Below are 26,177 nucleotides of genomic sequence, written 5' to 3' on the forward strand. Positions count from 1 at the left end.
GCGCTTCGTCCGTGATAAACTGAGATAATGTCTCCCCGTTATCACAGCCAGGAATCACAGTCAGGACGATGAAAAAGAAAAGACCCGTACTTCAGGATGTAGCCGATCTTGTCGGCGTGACCAAAATGACGGTCAGTCGCTTTTTACGTAACCCGGAACAGGTTTCTGAGGCTTTGCGTGGCAAGATTGCCGTTGCTCTCGATGAACTGGGTTATATCCCCAATCGTGCGCCTGATATTCTCTCCAATGCGACCAGTCGCGCCATCGGCGTGCTGCTGCCGTCGTTAACCAACCAGGTATTCTCGGAAGTGCTGCGCGGCATTGAAAGCGTCACGGACGCTTTCGGCTATCAAACGATGCTGGCGCACTACGGCTATAAGCCGGAGATGGAAGAGAAACGTCTCGAATCGATGCTCTCGTGGAACATTGATGGCCTGATCCTCACCGAACGCACCCATACTCCCCGCACGCTGAAGATGATCGAAGTGGCCGGTATCCCGGTGGTCGAGCTGATGGATAGCCAGTCGCCGTGCCTCGATATCGCCGTAGGTTTTGATAACTTCGATGCCGCACGACAGATGACCGCCGCGATTATTGCCCGCGGCCATCGCCATGTGGCTTATCTTGGCGCGCGCCTCGATGAACGTACTATCATCAAACAGAAGGGTTACGAGCAGGCGATGTCTGATGCCGGCATGACGCCCTACAGCGTGATGGTTGAGCAGTCGTCGTCCTACTCGTCAGGGATTGAGCTGATGCGTCAGGCACGCCGGGAATACCCACAGCTCGACGGTATTTTTTGTACCAACGATGACCTGGCGGTCGGCGCGGCCTTTGAGTGCCAGCGACTGGGATTAAAAATTCCGGATGATATGGCGATTGCCGGTTTCCACGGACATGATATTGGTCAGGTGATGGAGCCGCGGCTTGCCAGCGTGCTGACCCCGCGTGAGCGCATGGGCCGCATTGGCGCCGAACGCCTGCTGGCGCGGATCCGTGGTGAAACCGTTACGCCTAAGATGTTAGATTTAGGTTTCACATTGTCACCGGGCGGATCTATTTAATCCGACAAGTTTGAAGTAGATCACACATATTCATTTCTGGCACGAATGGTGATTGCTTATCCCTTAGTCCCGCACGACAATGTTACCGATAACAGTTACCCGTAACAACCAATTTGTATGCGAGTCTCCCATGCTGTATACCGCAGCTTGCGCGGCCTCGCATATGTGTCCAGTGGGAGGAAGCTTTGAGCACGACTAACCATGATCACCACGTCTATGTCCTGATGGGCGTTTCCGGCAGTGGTAAATCCGCTGTCGCCAGCGAAGTGGCGCATCAACTACATGCCGCGTTTCTTGATGGCGACTTTCTGCATCCGCGCAGCAATATCAATAAGATGGCCTCCGGTGAGCCGTTAAATGACGACGACCGTACACCGTGGCTTCAGGCGCTGAACGACGCCGCTTTTGCTATGCAGCGCACCAATAAAGTTTCGCTGATTGTCTGCTCCGCGTTGAAAAAGAGCTATCGCGACATTCTGCGTAAAGGTAACCCGAACCTGTCGTTTGTCTACCTGAAAGGGGATTTTGACCTGATCGAAAGCCGTCTGAAGGCGCGTAAAGGCCACTTCTTCAAAACCCAGATGCTGGTGACGCAGTTTGAAACGCTGCAGGAGCCAGGCGCAGACGAAGGCGATGTCTTAATCGTCGATATTGATCAATCGCTGGAAGGCGTGGTCGCGAGCACCATTGAGGTGATCAACAAAGGCAGTAACTAGTGAGTACTTTAACGCTTGTTTTAACCGCAGTCGGCTCTGTTTTGCTGCTGCTGTTTTTAGTCATGAAGGCACGTATGCATGCCTTCGTGGCCTTGATGGTGGTTTCTATTGGTGCCGGTCTCTTTTCGGGCATGCCGCTGGATAAGATTGCAGCGACCATGGAAAAAGGGATGGGTGGTACGCTGGGCTTCCTGGCGATTGTCGTGGCGCTCGGGGCGATGTTTGGCAAGATCCTCCATGAGACCGGGGCGGTCGATCAGATAGCCGTGAAGATGTTGAAATCTTTCGGCCATAACCGCGCCCATTATGCGATTGGTCTGGCCGGGCTGATCTGTGCGCTGCCGCTGTTTTTCGAAGTGGCTATCGTACTGCTGATCAGCGTTGCCTTCTCTATGGCGCGTCATACCGGTACCAACCTGGTGAAGCTGGTGATCCCGCTGTTCGCCGGCGTTGCCGCCGCTGCGGCATTCCTGCTGCCAGGGCCCGCACCGATGCTGCTGGCATCGCAGATGCATGCCGATTTCGGCTGGATGATCCTGATTGGTCTGTGCGCCGCTATTCCGGGGATGATTATCGCCGGTCCGCTGTGGGGCAACTTTATCAGCCGCTACGTTGAGCTGCACATTCCTGACGATATCAGTGAGCCGAGCCTCGGCGAAGGCAAGATGCCGTCATTTGGCTTTAGCCTGTCGCTGATTCTGCTGCCGCTGGTGCTGGTTGGGCTGAAAACCGTCGCCGCACGCTTTGTACCGGTAGGCTCTACGACCTATGAATGGTTCGAATTTATCGGCCATCCGTTCACCGCCATTCTGGTGGCCTGTCTGGTGGCGATTTATGGTCTGGCGGTTCGTCAGGGCATGGCGAAAGACCGGGTCATGGAGATCTGCGGTCACGCGCTGCAGCCGGCGGGGATTATCCTGCTGGTTATCGGGGCAGGCGGCGTCTTTAAACAGGTGCTGGTGGATTCCGGCGTGGGCCCGGCACTAGGTGAAGCGCTGACCGGTATGGGTCTGCCGATTGCTGTGACCTGCTTCGTGCTGGCGGCCGCGGTGCGTATTATTCAGGGCTCTGCGACCGTCGCCTGCTTAACCGCCGTCGGGCTGGTGATGCCGGTGATTGAGCAGCTGAACTACAGCGGTGCGCAAATGGCGGCGCTGTCCATCTGTATCGCCGGCGGCTCCATCGTGGTGAGTCACGTCAACGACGCGGGTTTCTGGCTGTTCGGTAAATTTACCGGTGCCACCGAAGCGCAGACGTTGAAAACCTGGACGATGATGGAAACTATCCTCGGCACCACCGGTGCCATCGTCGGTATGATTGCGTTTACGCTGCTGAGCTAAACGTAGGTCACCTCGCCCGGCTGAGCGATGCAACGCCGGGCGATATTTCCCTCTGCCATCACCCAAAATTTCCTTCCTGCTGAGCGCTGCGAAAAACGTATTAACCCTCGTAAGGCCGCACCAGCTCTGGTTTTTTTCGAACCTCTTTGCCACATGCCCGTCACCCCATTTCCGGACGAATTCATAACCCAGATCAATAAATTAGCGGTAGAAAATATTCCCTTCCCCGGGCAATATACCGATAATCTTTAGGGTTTCCTGGATGCTGTTGGCAACAAAGATGGCGTGAATAATAAGCTGCTTTTCTGATTGCCGCGCAATCATTGATTAATTTCACTTGCGACTTTAGCAGCATTTTGTAATGTGAGGGATGATCCAGTAGGAAACTGGCTTGACACAAACAGCACACATCTCCCAGGAAATACGTTATGAAAAATGTTGGTTTTATCGGCTGGCGCGGAATGGTCGGCTCTGTACTCATGCAACGCATGGTTGAAGAGCGCGATTTCGACGCCATTCGCCCTGTTTTTTTCTCCACCTCTCAGCTGGGGCAGCCTGCTCCATCCTTCGGTGGCAGCACCGGCGGTACGCTTCAGGATGCATTTGACCTGGAAGCACTGAAAGCGTTGGACATTATTGTGACCTGCCAGGGCGGCGATTATACCAACGATGTCTATCCGAAGCTGCGTGAGAGCGGTTGGCAGGGTTACTGGATTGATGCGGCTTCGTCGCTGCGTATGAAAGACGATGCCATCATTATTCTCGATCCGGTTAACCAGGATGTGATTACCGCTGGCCTGAACAACGGCGTGAAAACGTTTGTTGGCGGTAACTGTACCGTCAGCCTGATGCTGATGTCCCTTGGCGGCCTGTTTGCGCAGGACCTGGTTGAGTGGGTCAGCGTGGCGACCTATCAGGCCGCTTCCGGCGGCGGCGCGCGTCATATGCGCGAGCTGCTGACCCAGATGGGCCAGTTGCATACCCACGTTGCGGCAGAACTGGCGGACCCGGCTTCCGCGATTCTGGATATTGAACGCAAAGTGACGTCGCTGACGCGCAGCGGCGAGCTGGCAGTCGATAACTTTGGTGTGCCGCTGGCGGGCAGTCTGATCCCGTGGATCGACAAACAGCTGGATAACGGCCAGAGCCGTGAAGAGTGGAAGGGCCAGGCAGAGACCAACAAGATCCTCGCCGCCCCGTCAGTGATTCCGGTTGATGGTCTGTGCGTTCGTGTGGGCGCCCTGCGTTGTCACAGCCAGGCGTTCACCATCAAACTGAAAAAAGATGTCTCTATCCCGACCGTTGAAGAACTGTTGGCGGCGCACAACCCGTGGGCCAAGGTGGTACCAAACGATCGTGATATTACCATGCGTGAGCTGACCCCGGCTGCCGTTACCGGCACCCTGACCACCCCAGTTGGTCGCCTGCGCAAGCTGAATATGGGGCCGGAGTATCTCTCGGCCTTCACTGTCGGAGACCAGCTCCTGTGGGGCGCTGCGGAGCCGCTGCGACGCATGTTGCGCCAGCTGGCTTAATATCCGACTCAACAACGGGAAAGGGGGTGTTTAACACCCCCTTTTTTTTGCGTAATACAAGGAGTAAACGCGAATGTTAGATTTTTTCCAACGGAGGTAAGTCAGCCTTGGCTATGCTTTAAGTAAGGAACGACAACGTTGCCTTACCTGAAGGTGGGACGGAGCAGAAGGATGCACAGAGTGCTGCACCGTTCAGGTCAAAAAAAGTCGTCAGATACAGGAAATGACGGCACTTACAACAGGATGAAACCATGTCTAATCGTATCGATAGAGACGTGATTAATGCGCTTATCTCTGGCCATTTTGCGGACCCTTTTTCCGTGCTTGGCATGCATCAAACAGATGCCGGTCTGGAGGTACGTGCGTTATTACCCGATGCTACTGATGTATGGGTTATTGAGCCGAAAACCGGGCGCAAAGTAGGCAAACTGGAATGCCTCGATTCACGCGGGTTCTTTAGCGGCGTTCTGCCGCGTCGAAAAAATGCCTTCCGCTACCAGCTGGCGGTGACCTGGCATGGTCAACAAAATCTGATTGATGATCCTTATCGTTTTGGCCCGCTGCTGCAGGATCTCGACGTCTGGCTGCTCTCTGAGGGGACCCATCAGCGCCCGTATGAGACGCTGGGTGCGCATGCTGACACGATGGACGGGATCACCGGGACGCGCTTCTCCGTCTGGGCGCCGAACGCCCGCCGGGTTTCCGTCGTCGGCCAGTTCAACTACTGGGACGGGCGCCGCCACCCGATGCGTCTGCGAAAAGAGTCCGGTATCTGGGAGCTATTTATCCCCGGCGCGCACAACGGCCAGTTGTACAAATTCGAACTGATCGACGCCCACGGCCATCTGCGGGTGAAATCTGACCCTTATGCCTTTGAAGCACAGATGCGCCCGGACAACGCCTCGCTTATCTGCGGGTTGCCGGAAAAAGTCGAACAGCCGGAAGTGCGTCGCCAGGCTAACCAGTTTGATGCGCCGATTTCGATTTATGAAGTTCACCTCGGTTCATGGCGCCGCCATACCGATAACAATTTCTGGCTGAGCTATCGCGAGCTGGCTGACCAGTTGGTGCCTTATGCCAAATGGATGGGCTTTACCCATCTGGAGCTGCTGCCGATTAACGAACATCCGTTTGATGGCAGCTGGGGCTATCAGCCCACCGGGCTGTACGCGCCGACCCGCCGGTTTGGTACCCGTGAAGATTTCCGTTACTTCCTCAATGCCGCGCATGCCGCTGGCCTGAACGTGATTCTGGACTGGGTTCCCGGCCACTTTCCGTCCGATGACTTCGCGCTTGCCTCGTTTGATGGTACCTCGCTGTATGAACACAGCGACCCGCGCGAAGGATATCACCAGGACTGGAATACCCTGATCTATAACTACGGTCGCCGCGAAGTCAGTAACTTCCTGGTCGGGAATGCGCTGTACTGGATTGAACGCTTCGGGATCGATGCGTTGCGGGTCGATGCGGTGGCGTCAATGATCTATCGCGACTACAGCCGCAAAGAGGGCGAGTGGGTGCCAAACGAGTTTGGCGGTCGGGAGAACCTCGAGGCGATTGAGTTCCTGCGCAATACCAACCGTGTGCTTGGCGAACAGACGCCGGGGGCGGTCACCATGGCGGAAGAGTCCACCGATTTCGCCGGCGTATCACGGCCTTCGTCGACAGGTGGTCTCGGTTTCTGGTTCAAATGGAACCTTGGCTGGATGCACGACACCCTCGATTACATGAAGCTCGATCCTGTCCATCGCCGTCATCATCATGACAAGATGACCTTCGGGATGCTCTATAACTACACCGAAAACTTCGTGCTGCCGCTGTCCCACGATGAAGTGGTGCATGGCAAAAAATCGATTCTGGACCGCATGCCCGGTGACGCGTGGCAGAAGTTCGCCAACCTGCGCGCCTACTACGGCTGGATGTTTGCCTTCCCGGGCAAAAAGCTGCTGTTTATGGGTAACGAGTTTGCCCAGGGGCGGGAGTGGAACCACGATGGCAGCCTGGACTGGCATCTGCTGGACGGCGGCGATAACTGGCATCACGGGGTTCAGCGCCTGGTGCGCGATCTGAACCATACCTATCGCCACCATAAAGCGCTCCACGAGCTCGATTTTGACCCCTACGGCTTTGAATGGCTGGTGGTGGACGACCACGAGCGCTCGGTCTTTGTCTTCGTGCGCCGCGATAAAGCCGGTAACGAGATTATCGTTGCCAGCAACTTCACCCCGGTTCCACGTCATGGCTACCGCTTCGGGATCAATCAGCCTGGGCGCTGGCGCGAGGAGCTGAATACCGACTCGATGCACTACCACGGTAGCAATACCGGCAACGGTGGCGTCGTGGAAAGTGACGCTATCGCCAGCCACGGCCGTGAACATTCGCTGTCAATTACGCTACCGCCGCTGGCGACCGTCTGGCTGGTACGGGAGGCATAATGACGATGCTGGCCGCTGGAAAACCCTCACCGTTAGGCGCGAGCTATGATGGAAAGGGCGTGAATTTTACGCTCTTATCCGCCCACGCTGAGCGGGTAGAACTGTGCGTCTTTGACGCGCAGGGCAATGAGCAGCGCTTTGATTTACCCGCGCGCAGCGGGGATATCTGGCACGGCTGGCTGGCGGATGCCGGGCCGGGGTTACGCTACGGTTACCGTGTCCACGGCCCGTGGGACCCGGCGCAGGGGCACCGTTTTAATCCGGCGAAGCTGCTGCTCGACCCCTGTTGTCATCGGGTCGTGGGGGGGCTGCCCGATGACGAGCTACTCCACGGCGGTGACCATACGCCGGATCACCGGGACAGTGCGACGATCGCGCCGAAGTCGCAGGTGGTGGATCTGCACTACGACTGGCACAACGATGCGTCGCCCCGGACACCCTGGGGGCAGACGGTCATCTACGAAGCCCATGTTAAAGGGTTGACGTGGCTGCACCCGGCGCTGCCGGAGGCCATCCGCGGCACCTATAAAGCGTTGGGTCATCCGGTGATGATCGACTACTTCACCACCCTTGGGATCACGGCGCTGGAGCTGATGCCGGTGGCGCAGTTCGCCAGTGAACCGCGGCTGCAGAGAATGGGGTTGAGCAACTATTGGGGCTACAACCCGATGGCGATGTTCGCGCTCGACCCGCGCTACGCCAGCGAGCCGGAGCGCGCGCTCGACGAGTTTCGTGACGCGGTGAAAGCGCTACATGCTGCGGGCATCGAAGTGATCCTCGACGTGGTGCTGAACCACAGCGCGGAAATTGACCTTGAGGGGCCGACCTTCTCTTTTCGCGGAATCGACAACCGTTACTATTATTGGATAAGGGACGACGGGGATTACTACAACTGGACCGGCTGCGGCAACACCCTCAATCTGAGCCAGCCTGGAACCGTGGAGTTTGCCCGTCAGTGTCTGCGCTTTTGGGTCGATGAGTGCCACGTCGACGGCTTCCGTTTCGACCTGGCCTCGGTGATGGGCCGGACCCCGCAATTTCGCCAGGATGCGCCGCTGTTTGAGGCGATTCGCCACGATCCGCAGCTTTCGGCCGTCAAGCTGATTGCCGAGCCCTGGGATATTGGTGCCGGGGGGTATCAGGTGGGGAATTTTCCGCCGCTGTTTGCCGAGTGGAATGATCATTTCCGCGACGTCGCAAGGCGTTTCTGGCTGCATAACAACGTATCGCTGGGCGAGTTCGCCCGGCGTTTTGCCGCCTCCAGCGATGTGTTTCAGCATAACGGACGGCTGCCCGCGGCGGCGGTCAATCTGGTTACCGCCCACGACGGCTTTACCCTCTGCGACTGCGTTTGTTTCAATCAGAAACACAATGAGGCGAACGGTGAAGAGAATCGCGATGGGACTAACAATAACTACAGCAGCAACCATGGTATAGAAGGGTTAGGTGGCAGTCTTGACGTGATGGAACGGCGTCGGGACAGCGTTCATGCCCTGCTGTCCACGCTGCTGTTGGCACAAGGTACGCCGATGCTGCTGGCGGGTGACGAGCATGGTCATAGCCAGCATGGCAATAATAACGCCTATTGTCAGGACAATGCCCTGACCTGGCTTGACTGGAGTCAGGCCAACGGTGGGCTGACCGCATTTACCGCCGCGCTCATTCATCTGCGCCGCAGCATACCGGCCTTAACCGGGAATGCATGGTGGCAGGAAGGGGACGGCAACGTGCTGTGGCTAAACCAGAATGCGCAACCATTAACCGCTGACGAGTGGCAGCATGGCATTCCACGCCTGCAAATTCTGCTCTCGGATCGTTGGCTGGTGACGCTGAACGCCACCCCGGAGGTGGCGCCAATGGAATTACCTGAGGGGGAGTGGCACGCTGTTCCTCCTTTCGCCGGAGAGGATAATCCGGTTGTCATAGCTGTCTGGCATGGGCCCGCGCACGGAGTGTGCGTATTTCAAAGGTCGTAAGCCCTGAAGCTTCCGGTTGAACTCGCGGCGGCTGCGCGGTGAGAAGGACGGGAAGACCGGGATGTAAAAAGGAGTTAATCATGGTTAGGCTTGAAAAGAATGACCCATTGATGCTGGCGCGTCAGCTGCCGATCAAAACCGTTGCGTTAATTCTGGCGGGGGGGCGCGGTACCCGGCTTAAGGACTTAACAATCAAACGTGCAAAACCGGCCGTCCATTTTGGCGGTAAGTTTCGCATCATTGATTTCGCGTTATCCAACTGTATTAACTCAGGTATTCGTCGTATCGGCGTGATCACCCAGTATCAATCCCACACGCTGGTACAACATATTCAACGTGGCTGGTCGTTCTTTAGCGAAGAGATGAACGAGTTCGTCGATTTGCTGCCGGCACAGCAGCGTGTGCATGGCGAAAACTGGTACCGCGGTACCGCGGACGCCGTGACGCAGAACCTCGATATCATCCGCCGCTATAAAGCGGAATATGTGGTGATCCTCGCTGGCGACCATATCTACAAGCAAGACTATTCCCGCATGCTGATCGACCATGTCGAAAAAGGGGCGCGCTGCACCGTCGCCTGTATGCCGGTGCCCATCGAAGAGGCATCCGCCTTCGGCGTGATGGCGGTGGATGAGAGCGACAAAATCATCGAATTCGTCGAGAAACCGGCCAACCCGCCGGCCATGCCGAGTGATGCCACTAAATCGCTGGCCAGTATGGGGATCTATGTCTTTGATGCGGATTATCTTTATGAGCTGCTGGCGGCAGACGATAACGACGAAAACTCCAGCCACGATTTCGGCAAAGATATTATTCCTAAGATCACCGAAGCTGGCATGGCTTATGCACATCCTTTCCCACTCTCCTGCGTGCAGTCTGACCAGGATGCGGAACCGTACTGGCGTGATGTGGGAACGCTGGAAGCCTACTGGAAAGCGAACCTTGACCTGGCTTCGGTGACGCCGGAGCTGGATATGTATGACCAGAACTGGCCAATTCGCACCCATATGGAGTCTCTGCCACCGGCGAAGTTTGTGCAGGACCGTTCCGGCAGCCACGGCATGACGCTGAACTCCCTGGTGTCGGGCGGCTGTATTATCTCCGGTTCCGTGGTGGTGCAGTCGGTGCTGTTCCCGCGCGTGCGCGTGAACTCATTCTGTAACATTGATTCGTCAGTCTTATTGCCAGAAGTATGGGTGGGGCGCTCATGTCGTCTGCGCCGCTGTGTGATCGATCGCGCCTGTGTCATTCCTGAGGGGATGGTCATCGGTGAACATGCGGAAGAGGATGCGCGTCGGTTCTACCGCTCAGAGGAAGGTATCGTGCTGGTTACGCGTGATATGTTGCGGAAGTTGGGGCATAAACAGGAGCGCTAATGCAGGTCTTACACGTATGTTCGGAGATGTTTCCGCTGTTAAAAACCGGCGGTCTGGCAGATGTCCTCGGCGCGCTGCCTGCGGCACAAATCGCGGAAGGTATCGACACGCGTGTGTTGTTACCGGCCTTCCCTGATATCCGTCGTGGAGTGACCGATGCGCAGGTAGTGACGCGCCGGGATACTTTCGCGGGTCGTATGACGCTGCTGTTCGGCCATTTTAACGGCGTGGGGATCTATCTGATCGATGCCCCGCATCTCTATGACCGCCCAGGGAGCCCTTACCACGATACCCATCAGCATGCTTATACCGACAACGTGCTGCGCTTTGCCCTGCTGGGATGGGTCGGGAGTGAAATGGCCAGCGGGTTGGATCCTTTCTGGCGCCCTGATGTTGTGCACGCTCATGACTGGCATGCGGGGCTGACGCCCGCCTACCTGGCGGCACGCGGACACCCGGCGAAATCGGTCTTTACGGTACATAACCTGGCCTATCAGGGGATGTTCTACTCCTGGCACATGAATGATATCGAACTGCCCTGGTCGTTCTATAACATGCATGGCCTCGAGTTCAACGGGCAGATCTCGTTCCTGAAAGCGGGACTCTATTATGCCGACCACATTACGGCGGTGAGCCCGACCTACGCGCGCGAGATCACCGAGCCGCAATATGCCTACGGCATGGAAGGGCTGCTGCGTCAGCGCCAGCACGAAGGGCGGCTATCGGGGATTCTTAACGGGGTAGACGACCGTATCTGGAACCCGGAAAGCGACCTGCTGCTGGCCGCGCGCTATGACCGTGACCGCCTTGAAGAGAAAGCAGAAAACAAACGTCAGCTGCAGATTGCGATGGGGCTGAAAGTCGATGACAAAGCCCCTCTGTTTGCCGTCGTCAGCCGCCTGACCAGCCAGAAAGGGCTGGATTTGGTGCTGGAAGCGCTGCCGGGCCTGCTGGAGCAGGGCGGACAGCTGGCGCTGCTGGGCGCAGGCGATCCGGTACTGCAGGAAGGTTTCCTGGCCGCGGCGGCGGAGCATCCGGGGAAAGTTGGCGTGCAGATCGGCTATCACGAGGCCTTCTCCCACCGCATTATGGGCGGCGCCGACGTGATTCTGGTTCCCAGCCGTTTTGAACCCTGCGGCTTAACACAGCTGTATGGCCTGAAGTACGGCACGCTGCCGTTGGTTCGTCGTACCGGTGGCCTGGCGGATACCGTCACCGACAGTTCGCTGGAAAACCTCGCCGATGGCGTGGCCAGCGGTTTTGTGTTTGAAGACAGTAATGCCGTTTCGCTATTACGGGCCATTCGACGCGCCTTCGTGCTGTGGTCGCGCCCGTCGCTGTGGCGTTACGTGCAACGCCAGGCGATGAATATGGATTTTAGCTGGCAGGTTGCAGCGAACTCCTATCGCGAACTTTATCAACGCTTGATGTAACCACAGGAGTCATTGCGATGAATGTACCCTTTAGCTATGCATCACCCACGCTAAGCGTTGAGGCGTTAAAGCACTCTATTGCCTACAAGCTGATGTTTATCATCGGCAAAGATCCGGCTATCGCCAATAAACATGAGTGGCTCAACGCTACCCTGTTTGCCGTCCGTGACCGGATGGTTGAGCGCTGGTTACGCTCCAATCGCGCGCAGCTTTCTCAGGAAGTTCGCCAGGTTTACTACCTGTCGATGGAGTTCCTGATCGGTCGTACCCTCTCTAACGCGTTGTTGTCACTGGGCATCTACGAGGATGTGAACAATGCGCTGGAGGAGATGGGGCTCAATCTGGAAGAGCTGATTGATGAAGAGAACGACCCGGGCCTCGGCAATGGTGGCCTGGGACGCCTGGCGGCCTGTTTCCTCGACTCTCTGGCGGCCTTAGGTCTGCCGGGGCGGGGCTACGGTATCCGTTATGACTATGGGATGTTTAAGCAAAACATCGTGGACGGGCGGCAGAAAGAGTCCCCCGACTACTGGCTGGAATACGGCAACCCGTGGGAGTTTGAACGCCACAATACCCGTTACAAAGTGCGCTTTGGCGGGCGCATTCAGCAGGAAGGTAAACAATCCCGCTGGGTAGAGACCGAAGAGATCCTCGCGGAAGCGTACGACCAGATTATCCCGGGCTTCGACACCGACGCCACCAACACTTTGCGGTTGTGGAGCGCGCAGGCCAGCAGCGAGATCAACCTCGGTAAATTTAACCAGGGCGACTACTTTGCCGCGGTAGAAGATAAAAACCACTCGGAAAACGTCTCCCGGGTGCTGTACCCGGACGACTCGACCTATTCCGGACGCGAGCTGCGCTTACGTCAGGAGTATTTCCTGGTGTCCGCTACGGTGCAGGATATTCTTAGCCGGCACTATCAACTGCATAAAACCTACGCCAACCTGGCGGCGAAGATTGCGATTCACCTCAATGATACCCACCCGGTGCTGTCGATTCCGGAGCTGATGCGTCTGTTGATTGACGAGCACAAATTCAGCTGGGATGAGGCTTTCGAAGTCACCTGCCAGGTGTTCTCCTACACCAACCATACCCTGATGAGTGAAGCGCTGGAGACCTGGCCTGTCGATATGCTGGGGAAAATCCTGCCGCGACATCTGCAGATTATCTTCGAGATTAACGACTACTTCCTGAAGACGCTTCAGGAGCAGTACCCCAGCGATACCGGGCTGCTGAGCCGTACGTCGATCATCGATGAATCTAACGGTCGCCAGGTGCGCATGGCGTGGCTGGCGGTGGTGATTAGCCATAAAGTGAACGGTGTTTCCGAGCTGCACTCACGGTTGATGGTGGAGTCTTTGTTTGCCGACTTCGCGAAAATCTTCCCGATGCGCTTCACCAACGTCACCAACGGCGTGACGCCGCGACGCTGGCTGGCGCTGGCGAACCCGCCGTTATCGAAGGTGCTGGATGAGCATATTGGCCGCACCTGGCGTACCGATCTGAGCCAGCTGAAAGAGCTGGAGCAGCATATCGACTACCCGACGGTGAACCTCGCCGTGCGTCAGGCGAAGCTGGAGAACAAGCAGCGGCTGGCGAACTACATTGCCCAGCATCTGAACGTGGTGGTGAACCCGAAAGCGCTGTTTGATGTGCAAATCAAGCGTATCCACGAGTACAAGCGCCAGCTGATGAACGTACTGCACGTGATTGCGCGCTACAACCGCATCAAGGCCGATCCTGACGCCGAGTGGGTGCCGCGCGTGAATATCTTTGCCGGGAAAGCCGCATCGGCCTACTACATGGCGAAGCACATCATTCATCTTATTAACGACGTGGCGGCGGTGGTGAACAACGACCCGCAGATTGGCGATAAGCTGAAAGTGGTGTTTATCCCGAACTACAGCGTCAGCCTCGCGCAGGTGATCATTCCGGCAGCCGATCTTTCCGAACAGATCTCGCTGGCGGGAACCGAAGCCTCCGGGACCAGTAATATGAAATTCGCCCTGAACGGCGCGTTGACTATCGGGACCCTGGACGGCGCCAACGTTGAGATGCAGGAACACGTCGGAGAGGAGAATATCTTTATCTTCGGCAATACTGCAGAAGAGGTGGAGGCGCTGCGTCGGAGTGGCTATAAGCCGCGGGAGTTCTACGAGCAGGATCCGGAACTGCATCAGGCGCTGACGCAAATCGGCACCGGTGTGTTTAGTCCTTCAGAACCGGGGCGCTATCGTGATCTGCTGGATTCGCTGATTAACTTTGGCGACCACTATCAGGTGCTGGCGGATTACCGCAGCTACGTGGATTGCCAGGATAAAGTCGATGAGCTGTATCGTCATCCGGAAGAGTGGACCATGAAAGCGATGCTCAATATCGCCAATATGGGCTATTTCTCCTCTGACCGTACGATTCAGGAGTATGCCGAGCATATCTGGCATATCGACCCTGTCCGGCTGTAGCAGCTAGTGGACTAAAACATACGGGGTCTGTTGGCCCTAATGCTGGTCACCTTAGGTGACCAGCATTTTTTTGGCTTATTGCGGGCCCGGTCAGTCGCTTAAGAGGCCAGCGACAGCTCAGACTTTCCCGCGTGCTGCGCCAGCCAGGTCGCAATCTGCGCCTGCTGGCCGGCGTTCAGCCACATCCCCTGTTTCGTCCGACGCCAGATGGCATCGTCAAGGCTGCGTACCCATTCATGTTCCACCAGGTATTTCAGCTCGGCTTCGTAAAACTCATGACCAAAGTCTTCACCCAGATCGCTCAGCGAGGTCGCTCCTGAGAGGATAAGCTCGCTGTTGCTGCCGTAGGTGCGGGCATAATGGCGCGCCATGGATTCGCTGATAAAGGTGAAGCGGCGACGGAGTTTCGCCGCGTAATCGTCCCGGTCACCGCCGATATCGCCACCAGGTAACACGGCGGTTTTGGTCCACGCCGGGCCGATCCCTTTGTAGTAGGGCGTCAGTTTTTCCAGCGCATGTTCGGCCAGCTTACGATAGGTGGTCAGCTTGCCGCCAAACACCGACAGCAGCGGCGCCTGACCATTTTCGTCATGGATATCAAGGGTATAATCGCGGGTGATGGCCTGCGGTGAATCCGATTCGTCATCGCACAGCGGACGGACGCCGGAGTAGGTCCAGACGATATCGTCGCGCGACAGCGTCTTCTTGAAGTGGGCGTTGTAGGCCTTCAGCAGATAGTTTATCTCGTTGTCATCGATCGCCACTTTTTGCGGATCGCCGTTGTACTCCACGTCGGTGGTGCCGATGATCGAGAACTCATCCATCCACGGGATGACGAAGACAATACGCTTGTCTTCGTTTTGCAGAATGTAGGCCTGCTTCTGGGTATGCACCCGCGGCACCACGATGTGGCTGCCTTTGATCAGGCGGATGCCGTACGGCGAGCGCAGCTGCATGCCATCGTCAAAGAACTGTTTGACCCACGGGCCGGTCGCGTTGACCAGTCCCCGGGCCTGCCAGGTAAATTTCTCGCCGGTATCGATATCCTCGGCTTCCACAATCCACAGACCGTTTTCGCGTTTCGCCGAGATAGCCCGGGTACGGGTACGGACCTCGCCGCCTTTACGTTCCACCATCTGTGCGTTAGCCAGTACCAGCCGCGCATCGTCGACCCAGCAGTCGGAATATTCGAAACCGCGCACAATTTCAGGTTTAAGTACTGATTCTGCGCCAAATCGCAACCCGGTTGAGCCGGGCAAACTGGTGCGTTTGCCGAGGTGATCGTACATAAACAGACCTACCCGGATCATCCAGGCCGGACGCAGGTGCGGGCGATGGGGCAGGCGAAAGCGCATCGGGAAGGCCAGATGCGGCGCCATTTTTAGCAGCACTTCGCGCTCGGCCAGCGCTTCGCTGACCAGGCGGAATTCGTAGTGTTCAAGGTAGCGCAGCCCGCCGTGAATCAGCTTTGAGCTGGCGCTGGAGGTGGCGCAGGCGAGATCGCGTGCTTCCAGCATCAGGACGGATAAACCACGCCCGGCGGCGTCTGCCGCGATACCGGCACCGTTGATGCCTCCCCCTATCACAATCAGATCTTTGGTTTCCACGTTCGCTACCTCTTGCACTTTCGTTTAAGCTCACAAATGTTCGATATCGCTCAATATAGCAAACAAACGCGCCTTTGGTAACATCAAAAAAACATTTCAGAGTGATGCATGTAACATATTGGTGTTTAATTGCCGTCTGACGGTAAACTAGGCAGTAGAATCATGGCCGGTTACCGCCCGTAAAAAACCCCTGCTATATATAGAGAACAGAGCACATGGACCACTTTGAATGTATCAACGTAGAAGAAGCGCACCAGAAACTGCATCAGGCGATGGCGGTGCTGGTGGATATTCGCGACCCGCAGAGCTTTGCGATGGGGCACACGCCGGGCGCGTTTCATCTGACCAACGATACGCTGGGCGCGTTTATGCGTGATAACGATGTTGAAACCGCGGTGATGGTGATGTGCTACCACGGCAACAGCAGCAAAGGCGCCGCGCAGTATCTGCTGCAGCAGGGCTATGACAAGGTCTACAGTGTGGATGGCGGTTTTGATGCGTGGCATCGCCACTTCCCGGCTGAAGTGGAGCATGGCGCGCAGTAAGCGTCCACATCCTGACCAGCCGTCGGCTGGTCGATGCCGTTGGGCACTCTCTTGCCGTCTCAGGGCCATTAGCGAGACGGCCCGGTGGCGTCCGCGGCGTACATCTCCTGCAACTCGACGGGTTTAGTGTATATACTAGCCCCCTTTGTGTGGAATAAGCGACCCGCTGTATGTTAATGATTACCTCTTTTGCTAACCCGCGTGTGGCCCAGGCGTTTGTCGACTACATGGCGACGCAGGGCATTATCCTGACCATTCAGCAGCATGAGCAGAGCGATGTCTGGCTGGCTGATGAGAGCCAGGCCGGGCGGGTGCAGACTGAACTGGCTCGCTTTCTGGAAAACCCGGCCGACCCGCGCTATCTGGCGGCCAGCTGGCAATCCGGGCACACCAACAGCGGCCTGCGCTACCAGCGCTTTCCCTTCTTTGCCACCCTGCGTCGTAACGCCGGGCCCTTTACGTGGGCAGTGCTGATCGCCTGTATTCTGGTCTTTGTGCTGCAAAATATTATCGGCGACCAGCCGGTGATGCTGCTGCTGGCCTGGCCGTATGACCCATCGCTGAAATTTGAAGCCTGGCGCTACTTTAGCCATGCTTTCATGCACTTCTCGCTGATGCATATTCTGTTTAACCTGCTATGGTGGTGGTACCTCGGCGGCGCGGTGGAAAAGCGTATTGGCACCGGCAAGCTGGTGGTCATTACCGTGATTAGTGCCCTGTTGAGCGGGTTTATCCAGCATCAATATAGCGGCCCCTGGTTTGGTGGTTTGTCCGGCGTAGTCTATGCGCTGATGGGCTATGTCTGGCTGCGGGGCGAGCGGGATCCGCAAAGCGGCGTCTATTTACAGCGCGGCCTGATCCTCTTCTCATTAGTATGGTTAGTGGCTGGATGGTTTGATGTTTTTGGCATGTCGATCGCCAACGGCGCGCACGTGGCCGGGTTGTTGACCGGGCTGGCGATGGCGTTTGTCGATACGCAGCATGTGCGAAAGCGAACATAGAGCCTCTTCACCGGGCTCTCTGTGAAGTGAGTCTTATAATCCCAGGGATATTTCATGAAACAAACACAACGTCATGACGCGATTATCGAGCTGGTAAAAAAACAGGGATATGTCAGTACGGAAGAGCTGGTCGAGCAGTTTGCCGTCAGCCCGCAGACCATTCGTCGTGACCTGAATGACCTCGCTGAACAGAAGATGATCCTGCGTCATCACGGCGGCGCGGCGCTGCCGTCGAGTTCGGTGAACACCTCGTGGCATGACCGAAAAGCCACCCAGACGCAGGAAAAAGAGCGCATTGCCCGCAAGGTGGCGAGCCAAATCCCTGACGGCGCCACGCTGTTTATCGATATCGGCACCACCCCGGAAGCCGTCGCGCACGCGCTGCTGGAGCATAACGATCTGCGTATCGTCACCAATAACCTCAACGTCGCTACCACGCTGATGGTGAAAGAGGACTTCCGCATTATTCTGGCCGGTGGTGAACTGCGCAGCCGTGACGGAGGCATTATTGGCGAAGCGACGCTGGATTTTATCTCCCAGTTCCGCCTTGATTTCGGCATTCTTGGCATCAGTGGCGTCGACAGCGATGGTTCACTGCTGGAGTTTGATTACCATGAGGTGCGGACCAAACGCGCGATCATTGAAAACTCGCGCCATGTGATGCTGGTGGTGGATCACTCGAAGTTTGGCCGTAACGCGATGGTGAATATGGGCAGCATCAGCATGGTCGATGCAGTCTACACCGATGTGATGCCGCCGGCAGGAGTGCTGAAGGTGATTACCGAGAATAACGTTCAGCTGGAACTGTGCTAAACGGCGTCAGACGCCGTATCCCATCATTTTAAGCAACCGCTGGGCATGCTGAACGGCATCCTGGCGGTGTGCGACTCCCAGCTTCTGATACAGATTACGAATATGGGTTTTGATCGTCGTGGCCGCCACGTCCAGCTCGCCAGCGATCTGCTCGTTGCTGTAGCCGGAGTAGATAAGCCCTAATACCTGCCATTCGCGTTGCGTCAGCGGGCTGGTGCGGATTAGCTCCGGGACTTCCGGGTGGCTCAGCAGCCGCTCGACAAAGCCTTCATCAAAGTGGGCAAACTTATGGCGATGGTGCTGGTTAATATCGCGCAGGATGCGCTGGGCGCGGTGCTGCTCGAGCTCCGGCAGCGTATTTAACTGAATAAGCTGACGCAGCTGCTGCGCCATGGCTTCGCCTTCAATCACAAAGTGGTTAATAAACCCGGTACGGTTGGCGAGGGCCAGCGCTTCAAGCAACACTTTTTGCGCTTCGCCTTTGCGCCCCGCCTGCCAGTAAAGCTGGTTGAGCAGCAGCAGGTTGCGGTTGATATCGCTCATCAGGCGCAGCGAACGCGCGTTGTCGTTTAACTCTTCCAGTACCATTTCCGCCGAGTCGAAATCACCCAGCAGGATCTGCGCCCGGGCAATGTTGCGCCACTGGCTCTGCAGGAAATGGTTATTGGCAAATTCTGGTTTTGGCGTCTGGCGCAGCCAGTTGGCCGCCGCGGCTTTATCGCCGACCATTTGCCAGTAGATCACCCGGACTTTGTCCGCGTTCGACACCCAGTCGCTATGGTAGTGACCGTTGCCGAGCAGGTTTTCCAGACGGTTGAGATGGCTGCGGGCGTTATCCAGATCTCCACGCGCCAGCGAGCACTGGACCATCAAGGCCAGGCATTGCAGCTGCTGTTGCGGCTGATAGGTCGCCAGGACTTCCATCCCGCTGCGGGCTGAGACTTCCGCTTCGTCCAGACGCGCCCATGCCCACAGCAGCTGCGCGCGAATACGCAGCAGGAACTCATGCATCGGTAGCTGTTCGAGATGCTGCTCCCGGATCAGCTGGAAGGCTTTCTCCTGAATTTCCCACGCGGCCTGCAGGAAGCCCTGAGCAAACAGAATTTCACTTTGCTGGATCATGCTCCACAGCGCGTAGTGCCAGATATCATGGCGACGGGCCATCTGTTCCGTCTGTTGCATGACCGCCAGCGATTTGCTCAGCAGGCCTTTGCAATGCAGCACTTCACCGTGCACCGAAGTGGCGACGATGCGGCTGTAATAGCTGGCCAGCGGCAGCTCGTCGAGGGCGACCATTGCCAGCCGCTCAGCCTCTTCCTGATCGCCGGCGTTAATCGCCACCTGCGCGCGCAGGGCGTTGAAATCGCCGTGCATGGCGGTATCCAGCTTAATATCCATCTCCTGCTCGGCGCGGGCCAGCAGAGTATTGACTTCGCTGTAGCGGTGCTGGCTTTGCATCAGCCAGGCCTGCAACAGAATCAGGCGCGGATTTTCCAGCAGGCTTGACCACGGCAGCGCCGCCAGCGACTGCTCAAGCAGCCCCAGCTCGCTGTGGTTAAACATGCCCCAGGCGTGATTGAGCAGTATATCGCGCAACATTTTCGCGTCTCCAGCCGCCAGTGCGTGATGGATAGCTTCGCTCGGGAAGCCGAGCGCCATCCAACCTTCTGCGGCGGAGCGGTGAATTTCAGGGAGTTCGGTTGCCAGTTCCCACTGGCAGCGCTGCCGCAGGAAGTTGCCGAACAGAGGGTGATAGCGGAACCATTCACCGGAATCGTCCATCCGCTGCATGAACAGACCCTGACGTTCGATCTCCTCCAGCTGCATCTGACCGTTATCTTCCCCGGTCACGCGCACGATAAGCGCATCGTTCATTGAACGTAACAGCGAGCTTTTCAGCAGCACATTGCGCGTGCGGGCATCGACATTATCCAGCACTTCATCCACCAGGTAATCGGACAGGTGGCTGGCGTTAATGCCGGCCAGACGTCGGGCGGAGTGGTGGGCGGAGGAGTTATTCTGGCGTGCCGAGAGGGCAATCAGCTGCAGTGCGGTTGCCCAGCCGGCGACATCGTCACACAGCCGGCGGCTGTCTTCTGCTTCAATCGGTGACGTCAGGCGACAGTCGAAAAATTGTTTGGCTTCCTGATGGGTAAACGCCAGCTGTTGGCTGCCGATCTCCAGTAGTTGATCGCGGACCCGTAGGTTGGCAATGCCAAGCTGGGGCAGGTTACGCGAGAGCACTACCAGGGTCATATTTTCGGGTTGGTGGCGCAGGAAGAAGCGCATCGCATCATGAATCACCGGGTTGTTGATCAGGTGATAGTCATCGATGATCAGGTACAGCGGATGCTGCCAGCTGGCAAGCTCAATAAATAGCTGCGCGAAGAGCGAGGGGAGGCTGGCGTACTGGCGCTTCTGCACCATTGCCTCGCTGGCGGCGCAGTGCCCACCGGTAGCCTGCTGAACGGAGGCGATCAGATAACTGGCAAAACGTTCCTGTTGGTTGTCGCCTTCATCAAGCGAGAACCACCCAAGTTCTTTTTTCCCCGCCGCCCACTGTGAGATGAGCGTGGTCTTGCCATAGCCTGCCGGGCTGGTGACCAACACGAGACGGTAATTGTTGGCGCCGGAAAGTTTCGCCAGTAATCGCTCGCGAACCACAGTGTGTTCAAGGCGGACTGGACGACCTAATTTAGACGGAATCAACATAGTTAATCATTTCGCTGTGCAAGAGAGGTTTGCGATTTTTTTTGCGCTTCGTAATTAATGACTATTAAGGTCGGCGATTATGAAAGTTATTGCAAGTTATGTCCGAATTTTATGCTCTTGAATTTGCACCAGGTCACAAATTCCTCATTAAATCACTCGCATGGTAAAACCGGTACCAGTGGGCGTGGAGCCTGGGTTTGATCGCACTTTCAGCGGTGATGAAATGAATTTCACTGCATTTTCTTGTAGTTGCATGTTTTTATTAAATTAATGTCAGCAAATCCTTGGAAATAAGCGTTTTGACGTATTGAGCAACCCGGAGAGGATTATTTTTACACAATGTTTATTTTTATTTGGTGATAATTACGCAAGGGTATTGGGTTGAGCGCCATGTTTCGCCCTGTAACAGATTTTGTCCCCCTGTCGCCCCCCAATGTGGTGATTTATTCAGCAAATTTTTCTCAGAGAGCTACCGTTATAGTGGCCACGATCACACTTTTCGCTCATCCCTGCTGCTCCTCCCTGCCTAATCCCCATCGGGATGAGGACGTTGTTGCAGGAGGTCGGCACACTAACGCCAACGTTTTAGTAAAGGACCCGGATTTCTTATGTCACAGACTTCTTTTAATAAAGATCAGTTTCAGGCTGCACTGACCCGTCAGTGGCAGCATCTTGGCTTACAGTCCGCTTCTGAGATGACGCAGCGTCAGTGGTGGCACGCCGTGAGCGGCGCGCTGGCCGAGCTGTTATCGGCTCAGCCGATCGCGAAACCTGCGAAAGGACAGCGCCACGTCAACTACATCTCGATGGAGTTTTTGATTGGCCGCCTGACCGGTAACAACTTGCTGAACCTCGGCTGGTATCAAGGGGTGAGCGATGAGCTGAAAGCGCACGACATCCACCTGACCGACCTGCTGGAAGAAGAGATCGATCCGGGACTGGGTAACGGTGGTCTGGGCCGTCTGGCAGCCTGTTTCCTCGACTCCATGGCGACCGTAGGCCAGTCGGCAACCGGCTATGGCCTCAATTATCAATACGGTCTGTTCCGCCAGTCTTTCAACGATGGCCAGCAGATTGAAGCGCCGGATGACTGGGGGCGTAGTCGCTACCCATGGTTCCGCCATAACGAACAGCTGGACGTACAGGTCGGGCTGGGCGGCAAGGTGAGCAAGAGCGGTGCCTGGCAGCCGGCGTTTGTGATTACCGGTGAAGCCTGGGATCTGCCGGTACTGGGCTATCGCAATAACGTCGCGCAGCCGCTGCGTTTATGGCAGGCGACTCACGCGCATCCGTTTAACCTGACCAAATTTAACGACGGCGATTTCCTGCGTGCTGAACAGCAGGGTATCGACGCGGCCAAACTGACTAAAGTGCTTTATCCGAACGACAACCACCAGGCAGGGAAAAAGCTGCGTCTGATGCAGCAGTACTTCCAGTGTGCCTGTTCGGTTGCCGATATTCTGCGTCGTCATCATCTGGCAGGCCGCAAGCTGGCCGAGCTGGCGGATTACGAAGTGATCCAGCTCAACGACACGCACCCGACGATTGCCATCCCCGAGCTGCTGCGCGTGCTGATCGATGAGCACCAGCTGAGCTGGGACGATGCATGGGCTATTACCAGCAAAACCTTCGCCTATACCAACCACACGCTGATGCCTGAAGCGCTGGAGTGCTGGGACGAGAAGCTGGTCAAAGCGTTGCTGCCGCGCCACATGCAGATCATTAACGAGATCAACAAACAGTTTAAAACCCTGGTTGAGAAAACCTGGCCGGGCGATAAGCAGGTATGGGCGAAACTGGCGGTGGTGCATGACAAGCAGGTTCGCATGGCGAACATGTGCGTGGTCAGCGGCTTCGCGGTGAACGGCGTGGCAGCACTGCACTCCGATCTGGTGGTGAAGGATCTGTTCCCGGAATATCACCAGCTGTGGCCGAACAAATTCCATAACGTCACCAACGGCATCACGCCGCGCCGCTGGATTAAACAGTGCAACCCGGCTCTCGCCGCGCTGCTGGATAAGACGCTGAAGAAAGAGTGGGCCAACGACCTCGATCAGCTGATTAACCTAGAGAAATATGCCGATGATGTGGCGTTCCGTAAAACGTATCGTGACATCAAGCTGGCGAACAAAGTCCGTCTGGCAGAGTTCGTTAAGCTGCGTACCGGTATCGAGATTAACCCGCAGGCGATTTTCGATATCCAGATCAAGCGTCTGCACGAGTACAAACGTCAGCACCTCAACCTGCTGAACATCCTGGCGCAGTACAAAGAAATTCGTGAAAACCCGCAGGCAGACCGCGTACCGCGCGTATTCCTGTTTGGTGCGAAAGCGGCACCGGGCTACTACCTGGCGAAGAACATCATTTTCGCTATCAACAAGGTAGCGGAAGCAGTGAATAACGACCCGCTGGTGGGCGATAAGCTGAAAGTGGTGTTCCTGCCAGATTATTGTGTCTCCGCGGCGGAAATGCTGATCCCAGCGGCGGATATCTCTGAGCAGATCTCCACGGCAGGTAAAGAAGCCTCCGGTACCGGCAACATGAAGCTGGCGCTGAACGGCGCATTGACCGTCGGCACCCTGGACGGCGCGAACGTTGAAATCGCTGAACAGGTCGGCGAGGAAAACATCTTTATCTTCGGTAACACCGTCGAAGAAGTGAAAGCGCTGAAGGCGAAAGGCTATGACCCGCTGAAATGGCGTAAGAAAGACAAGCTGCTGGATGCGGTGCTGAAAGAGCTGGAAAGCGGTAAGTACAGCGATGGCGATAAACACGCCTTCGACCAGATGCTGCACAGCCTGCTGAAAGGCGGCGACCCGTACCTGGTGCTGGCAGACTTCGAAGCCTATGTGGCGGCGCAGAAGCAGGTGGATGAATTGTACCGTGACCAGGAAGCCTGGACGCGTGCGACCATTCTGAATACCGCGCGTTGCGGCATGTTCAGCTCCGACCGCTCTATCCGCGATTATCAACAACGTATCTGGCAGGCAAAACGCTAAGGACGGGCCTATGGAGACTCAACGCCTTGATAACGCCGCGCTGGCGGCAGGGATAAGCCCTGACTACATCAATGCGCATGGTAAGCCGCAGTCTATTGCTGCGGCGACGAAAAAGCGTCTGCTTGATGCGATGCATCGGACCACGGCTGCCACGAAAGTGGCGGTCGATCCCCTGCCGGCGGTGAAGGTATTCACCCACGGGAAAAAAATGTCGCTGCCGGTTGCCGGCAGCGGTGAATACCAGTGGATCCTCACCACCGAAGAGGGGAAGCAGTATCAGGGCAAGGTTAGCGGCGGCGATACGCTGCCGCTGCCGGTGAAACTCCCGGAAGGCTATCACTCGCTGACGCTCACCCAGGAGGGAGAGCGCTGGCACTGTCGGGCGATTGTCGCGCCCGTACGTTGCTATGAACCTCAGGCGTTGAAAGAGGGCCAAAAGCTGTGGGGTGCCTGCGTGCAACTCTACACCCTGCGCTCAGAGAACAACTGGGGAGTGGGCGACTTTGGCGATTTACGTGCGATGCTGCCGCAAATTGCTCAGCGCGGCGGGGCGTTTATCGGTCTTAACCCGATTCATGCGCTCTACCCGGCAAACCCGGAAAGCGCCAGCCCTTACAGCCCGTCTTCGCGGCGCTGGCTGAACGTTATCTATATCGACGTCAATGCGGTCGATGATTTCCGTCTGAACAAAGAAGCCCAGGCCTGGTGGCACTCGGCAGAGACGCAGCAGGCCTTACAGGCGGCGCGTCAGACTGAAGATGTGGATTACACCGCGGTCACCGCGTTGAAAATGACCGCATTGCGCATGGCCTGGCAGCGTTTTTCTGTCCGCAACGATGAGGCCATGACGGCGTTTCGTCAGTTCGTGCTGCGCGAAGGCGAAAGCCTGTACTGGCAGGCGGCGTTTGATGCGCTGCATGCCTGGCAGGTTCAGCAGGACCCGCTGCGCTGGGGCTGGCCGGCGTGGCCAAAAGCCTACCAGGACATCACCAGCCCTGAAGTGAAAGCCTTCTGCACTGAACATGCTGATGAGGTGAGTTTCTACCTCTGGCTGCAGTGGCTGGCCTGGTCACAGTTTGCCGACTGCTGGCAGACCAGCCAGCGCGATGCAATGCCGATTGGCCTGTACCGCGATCTGGCGGTCGGCGTGGCGGAAGGGGGATCGGAAACCTGGTGTGACCGTGAGCTGTACTGCCTGAAAGCCTCCGTTGGTGCACCGCCGGACATTCTTGGTCCGCTGGGACAGAACTGGGGCCTGCCGCCGATGGATCCGCATATCATCGTCTCCCGGGCGTATGAGCCGTTTATCGAACTGCTGCGGGCCAACATGCAAAACTGCGGCGCGCTGCGTATCGACCACGTGATGTCGGTCCTGCGTCTGTGGTGGATCCCGTACGGCGAAACCGCCGACCACGGGGCCTATGTGCAGTATCCGGTGGATGATCTGCTGTCGATTCTGGCGCTGGAGAGTCAGCGTCAGCGCTGCATGGTGATCGGCGAAGACCTCGGTACCGTGCCGGTAGAGATTGTTGGCAAGCTGCGTAAGAGCGGCGTTTATTCCTACAAAGTGCTCTATTTCGAAAATGACCACGAGAAGACTTTCCGCGCGCCGCAGACGTATCCGGTGCAATCAATGGCGGTGGCAACAACGCATGACCTGCCGACGCTGCGCGGTTACTGGGAAAGCGGAGACCTGACGCTGGGTAAATCGTTAGGCCTGTATCCGGATGAAATGGTGCTGCGCGGTCTGTATCAGGATCGCGAGCTGGCGAAGCAGGGGTTGCTGGACGCCCTGCATCAATACGGCTGTCTGCCAAAACGCGCCGGGCATCACGCCTCGCTGATGGCGATGAGCTCCACCCTGAATCGCGGGATGCAGCGCTATATTGCCGACAGCAACAGCGCGTTGCTGGGGTTACAACCGGAAGACTGGTTGGAGATGGCCTCCCCGGTCAATATTCCTGGCACCAGCACCGAGTATCCGAACTGGCGGCGCAAGCTGTCGGTAACCCTTGAGCAGATGTTTGCCGATGAGCGGGTGAATAAGCTGATTAAGGATTTAGATAAGCGCCGTAAAGCCGTGACGAAGAAGCGTTAGATCTGTGGTTTACCCGGCAGCACTTGTGTGCCGGGTTGGCCCGACATCGCAGGCTACACCAC

16 protein-coding genes are annotated in these 26,177 nt (G+C 56.8%); 14 read left to right on the forward strand and 2 right to left on the reverse strand.

The genetic code is table 11. The features are described from left to right. Positions 1 to 68 precede the first annotated feature (68 nt). From gntR to glgP, 9 genes are all read left to right on the forward strand, one after another. A complete protein-coding gene (gene gntR / locus ACMYSN_RS16570) occupies positions 69 to 1,064 on the forward strand; it encodes an HTH-type transcriptional regulator GntR (RefSeq protein WP_462495531.1) in 996 nt (331 codons plus the stop codon). Positions 1,065 to 1,249: 185 nt separating this feature from the next. Continuing rightward, positions 1,250 to 1,780 (forward strand): gluconokinase, encoded by a 531-nt coding sequence (gene gntK / locus ACMYSN_RS16575; RefSeq protein WP_004868532.1) that lies wholly within the window; start codon positions 1,250 to 1,252, stop codon positions 1,778 to 1,780. Further along, positions 1,780 to 3,120: a gluconate transporter gene (gntU, locus tag ACMYSN_RS16580; RefSeq protein ID WP_123757302.1), complete on the forward strand. Its 1,341-nt coding sequence runs from the start codon at positions 1,780 to 1,782 to the stop codon at positions 3,118 to 3,120. The genes gntK and gntU overlap by 1 nt, the downstream gene beginning before the upstream one ends. A gap of 428 nt (positions 3,121 to 3,548) precedes the next feature. Continuing rightward, positions 3,549 to 4,655, forward strand: a complete 1,107-nt coding sequence (gene asd, locus ACMYSN_RS16585; protein ID WP_154144988.1) for an aspartate-semialdehyde dehydrogenase — start codon at positions 3,549 to 3,551, stop codon at positions 4,653 to 4,655. Positions 4,656 to 4,906: 251 nt separating this feature from the next. Next, positions 4,907 to 7,090, forward strand: coding sequence for a 1,4-alpha-glucan-branching protein (gene glgB, locus ACMYSN_RS16590; protein WP_462495532.1), 2,184 nt, complete (start codon positions 4,907 to 4,909; stop codon positions 7,088 to 7,090). Continuing rightward, a complete protein-coding gene (gene glgX / locus ACMYSN_RS16595) occupies positions 7,090 to 9,066 on the forward strand; it encodes a glycogen-debranching protein (RefSeq protein WP_462495533.1) in 1,977 nt (658 codons plus the stop codon). The genes glgB and glgX overlap by 1 nt, the downstream gene beginning before the upstream one ends. Before the next feature lie 80 nt (positions 9,067 to 9,146). Continuing rightward, entirely contained in the window at positions 9,147 to 10,442 is a 1,296-nt protein-coding gene (gene glgC / locus ACMYSN_RS16600) for a glucose-1-phosphate adenylyltransferase (RefSeq protein WP_462495534.1), read from the forward strand. Next, positions 10,442 to 11,875, forward strand: a complete 1,434-nt coding sequence (glgA, locus tag ACMYSN_RS16605) for a glycogen synthase GlgA (protein ID WP_123757307.1) — start codon at positions 10,442 to 10,444, stop codon at positions 11,873 to 11,875. Before glgC ends, glgA begins: the two co-directional genes overlap by 1 nt. 17 nt (positions 11,876 to 11,892) lie before the next feature. Continuing rightward, positions 11,893 to 14,340, forward strand: coding sequence for a glycogen phosphorylase (glgP, locus tag ACMYSN_RS16610; protein WP_462495535.1), 2,448 nt, complete (start codon positions 11,893 to 11,895; stop codon positions 14,338 to 14,340). A 98-nt stretch (positions 14,341 to 14,438) separates the two neighbouring features. On the opposite strand, the gene glpD is transcribed toward glgP, so the two are convergent. After that, positions 14,439 to 15,947: a glycerol-3-phosphate dehydrogenase gene (gene glpD / locus ACMYSN_RS16615; protein WP_462495536.1), complete on the reverse strand. Its 1,509-nt coding sequence runs from the start codon at positions 15,945 to 15,947 to the stop codon at positions 14,439 to 14,441. Positions 15,948 to 16,162: 215 nt separating this feature from the next. Between glpD and glpE the strand changes: the two genes are divergently transcribed. The 3 genes from glpE (at position 16,163) to ACMYSN_RS16630 (ending at position 18,306) form a co-directional block, all read left to right on the forward strand. Continuing rightward, positions 16,163 to 16,492 (forward strand): thiosulfate sulfurtransferase GlpE, encoded by a 330-nt coding sequence (glpE, locus tag ACMYSN_RS16620; RefSeq protein ID WP_462495537.1) that lies wholly within the window; start codon positions 16,163 to 16,165, stop codon positions 16,490 to 16,492. 170 nt (positions 16,493 to 16,662) lie between these two features. Next, the gene (gene glpG / locus ACMYSN_RS16625) at positions 16,663 to 17,493 is read left to right on the forward strand and encodes a rhomboid family intramembrane serine protease GlpG (protein ID WP_123757311.1); all 831 of its coding nucleotides are present in this window, start codon (positions 16,663 to 16,665) and stop codon (positions 17,491 to 17,493) included. A gap of 54 nt (positions 17,494 to 17,547) precedes the next feature. Beyond that, on the forward strand, positions 17,548 to 18,306 hold the full coding sequence (locus tag ACMYSN_RS16630; RefSeq protein WP_434582707.1) for a DeoR/GlpR family transcriptional regulator: 759 nt from the start codon (positions 17,548 to 17,550) through the stop codon (positions 18,304 to 18,306). Positions 18,307 to 18,312: 6 nt separating this feature from the next. Here the strand turns inward: ACMYSN_RS16630 and malT are convergent, their stop codons facing one another. After that, a complete protein-coding gene (gene malT / locus ACMYSN_RS16635) occupies positions 18,313 to 21,018 on the reverse strand; it encodes an HTH-type transcriptional regulator MalT (protein WP_462495538.1) in 2,706 nt (901 codons plus the stop codon). A 608-nt stretch (positions 21,019 to 21,626) separates the two neighbouring features. Between malT and malP the strand changes: the two genes are divergently transcribed. Both malP and malQ read left to right on the forward strand, forming a co-directional pair. Beyond that, on the forward strand, positions 21,627 to 24,017 hold the full coding sequence (malP, locus tag ACMYSN_RS16640; RefSeq protein WP_462495539.1) for a maltodextrin phosphorylase: 2,391 nt from the start codon (positions 21,627 to 21,629) through the stop codon (positions 24,015 to 24,017). Positions 24,018 to 24,027: 10 nt separating this feature from the next. Continuing rightward, entirely contained in the window at positions 24,028 to 26,115 is a 2,088-nt protein-coding gene (gene malQ / locus ACMYSN_RS16645) for a 4-alpha-glucanotransferase (RefSeq protein WP_462495540.1), read from the forward strand. Positions 26,116 to 26,177: the final 62 nt, after the last annotated feature.

The organism is Klebsiella sp. R445, from assembly GCF_051131755.1.
Lineage (GTDB): Bacteria > Pseudomonadota > Gammaproteobacteria > Enterobacterales > Enterobacteriaceae > Klebsiella > Klebsiella lignicola.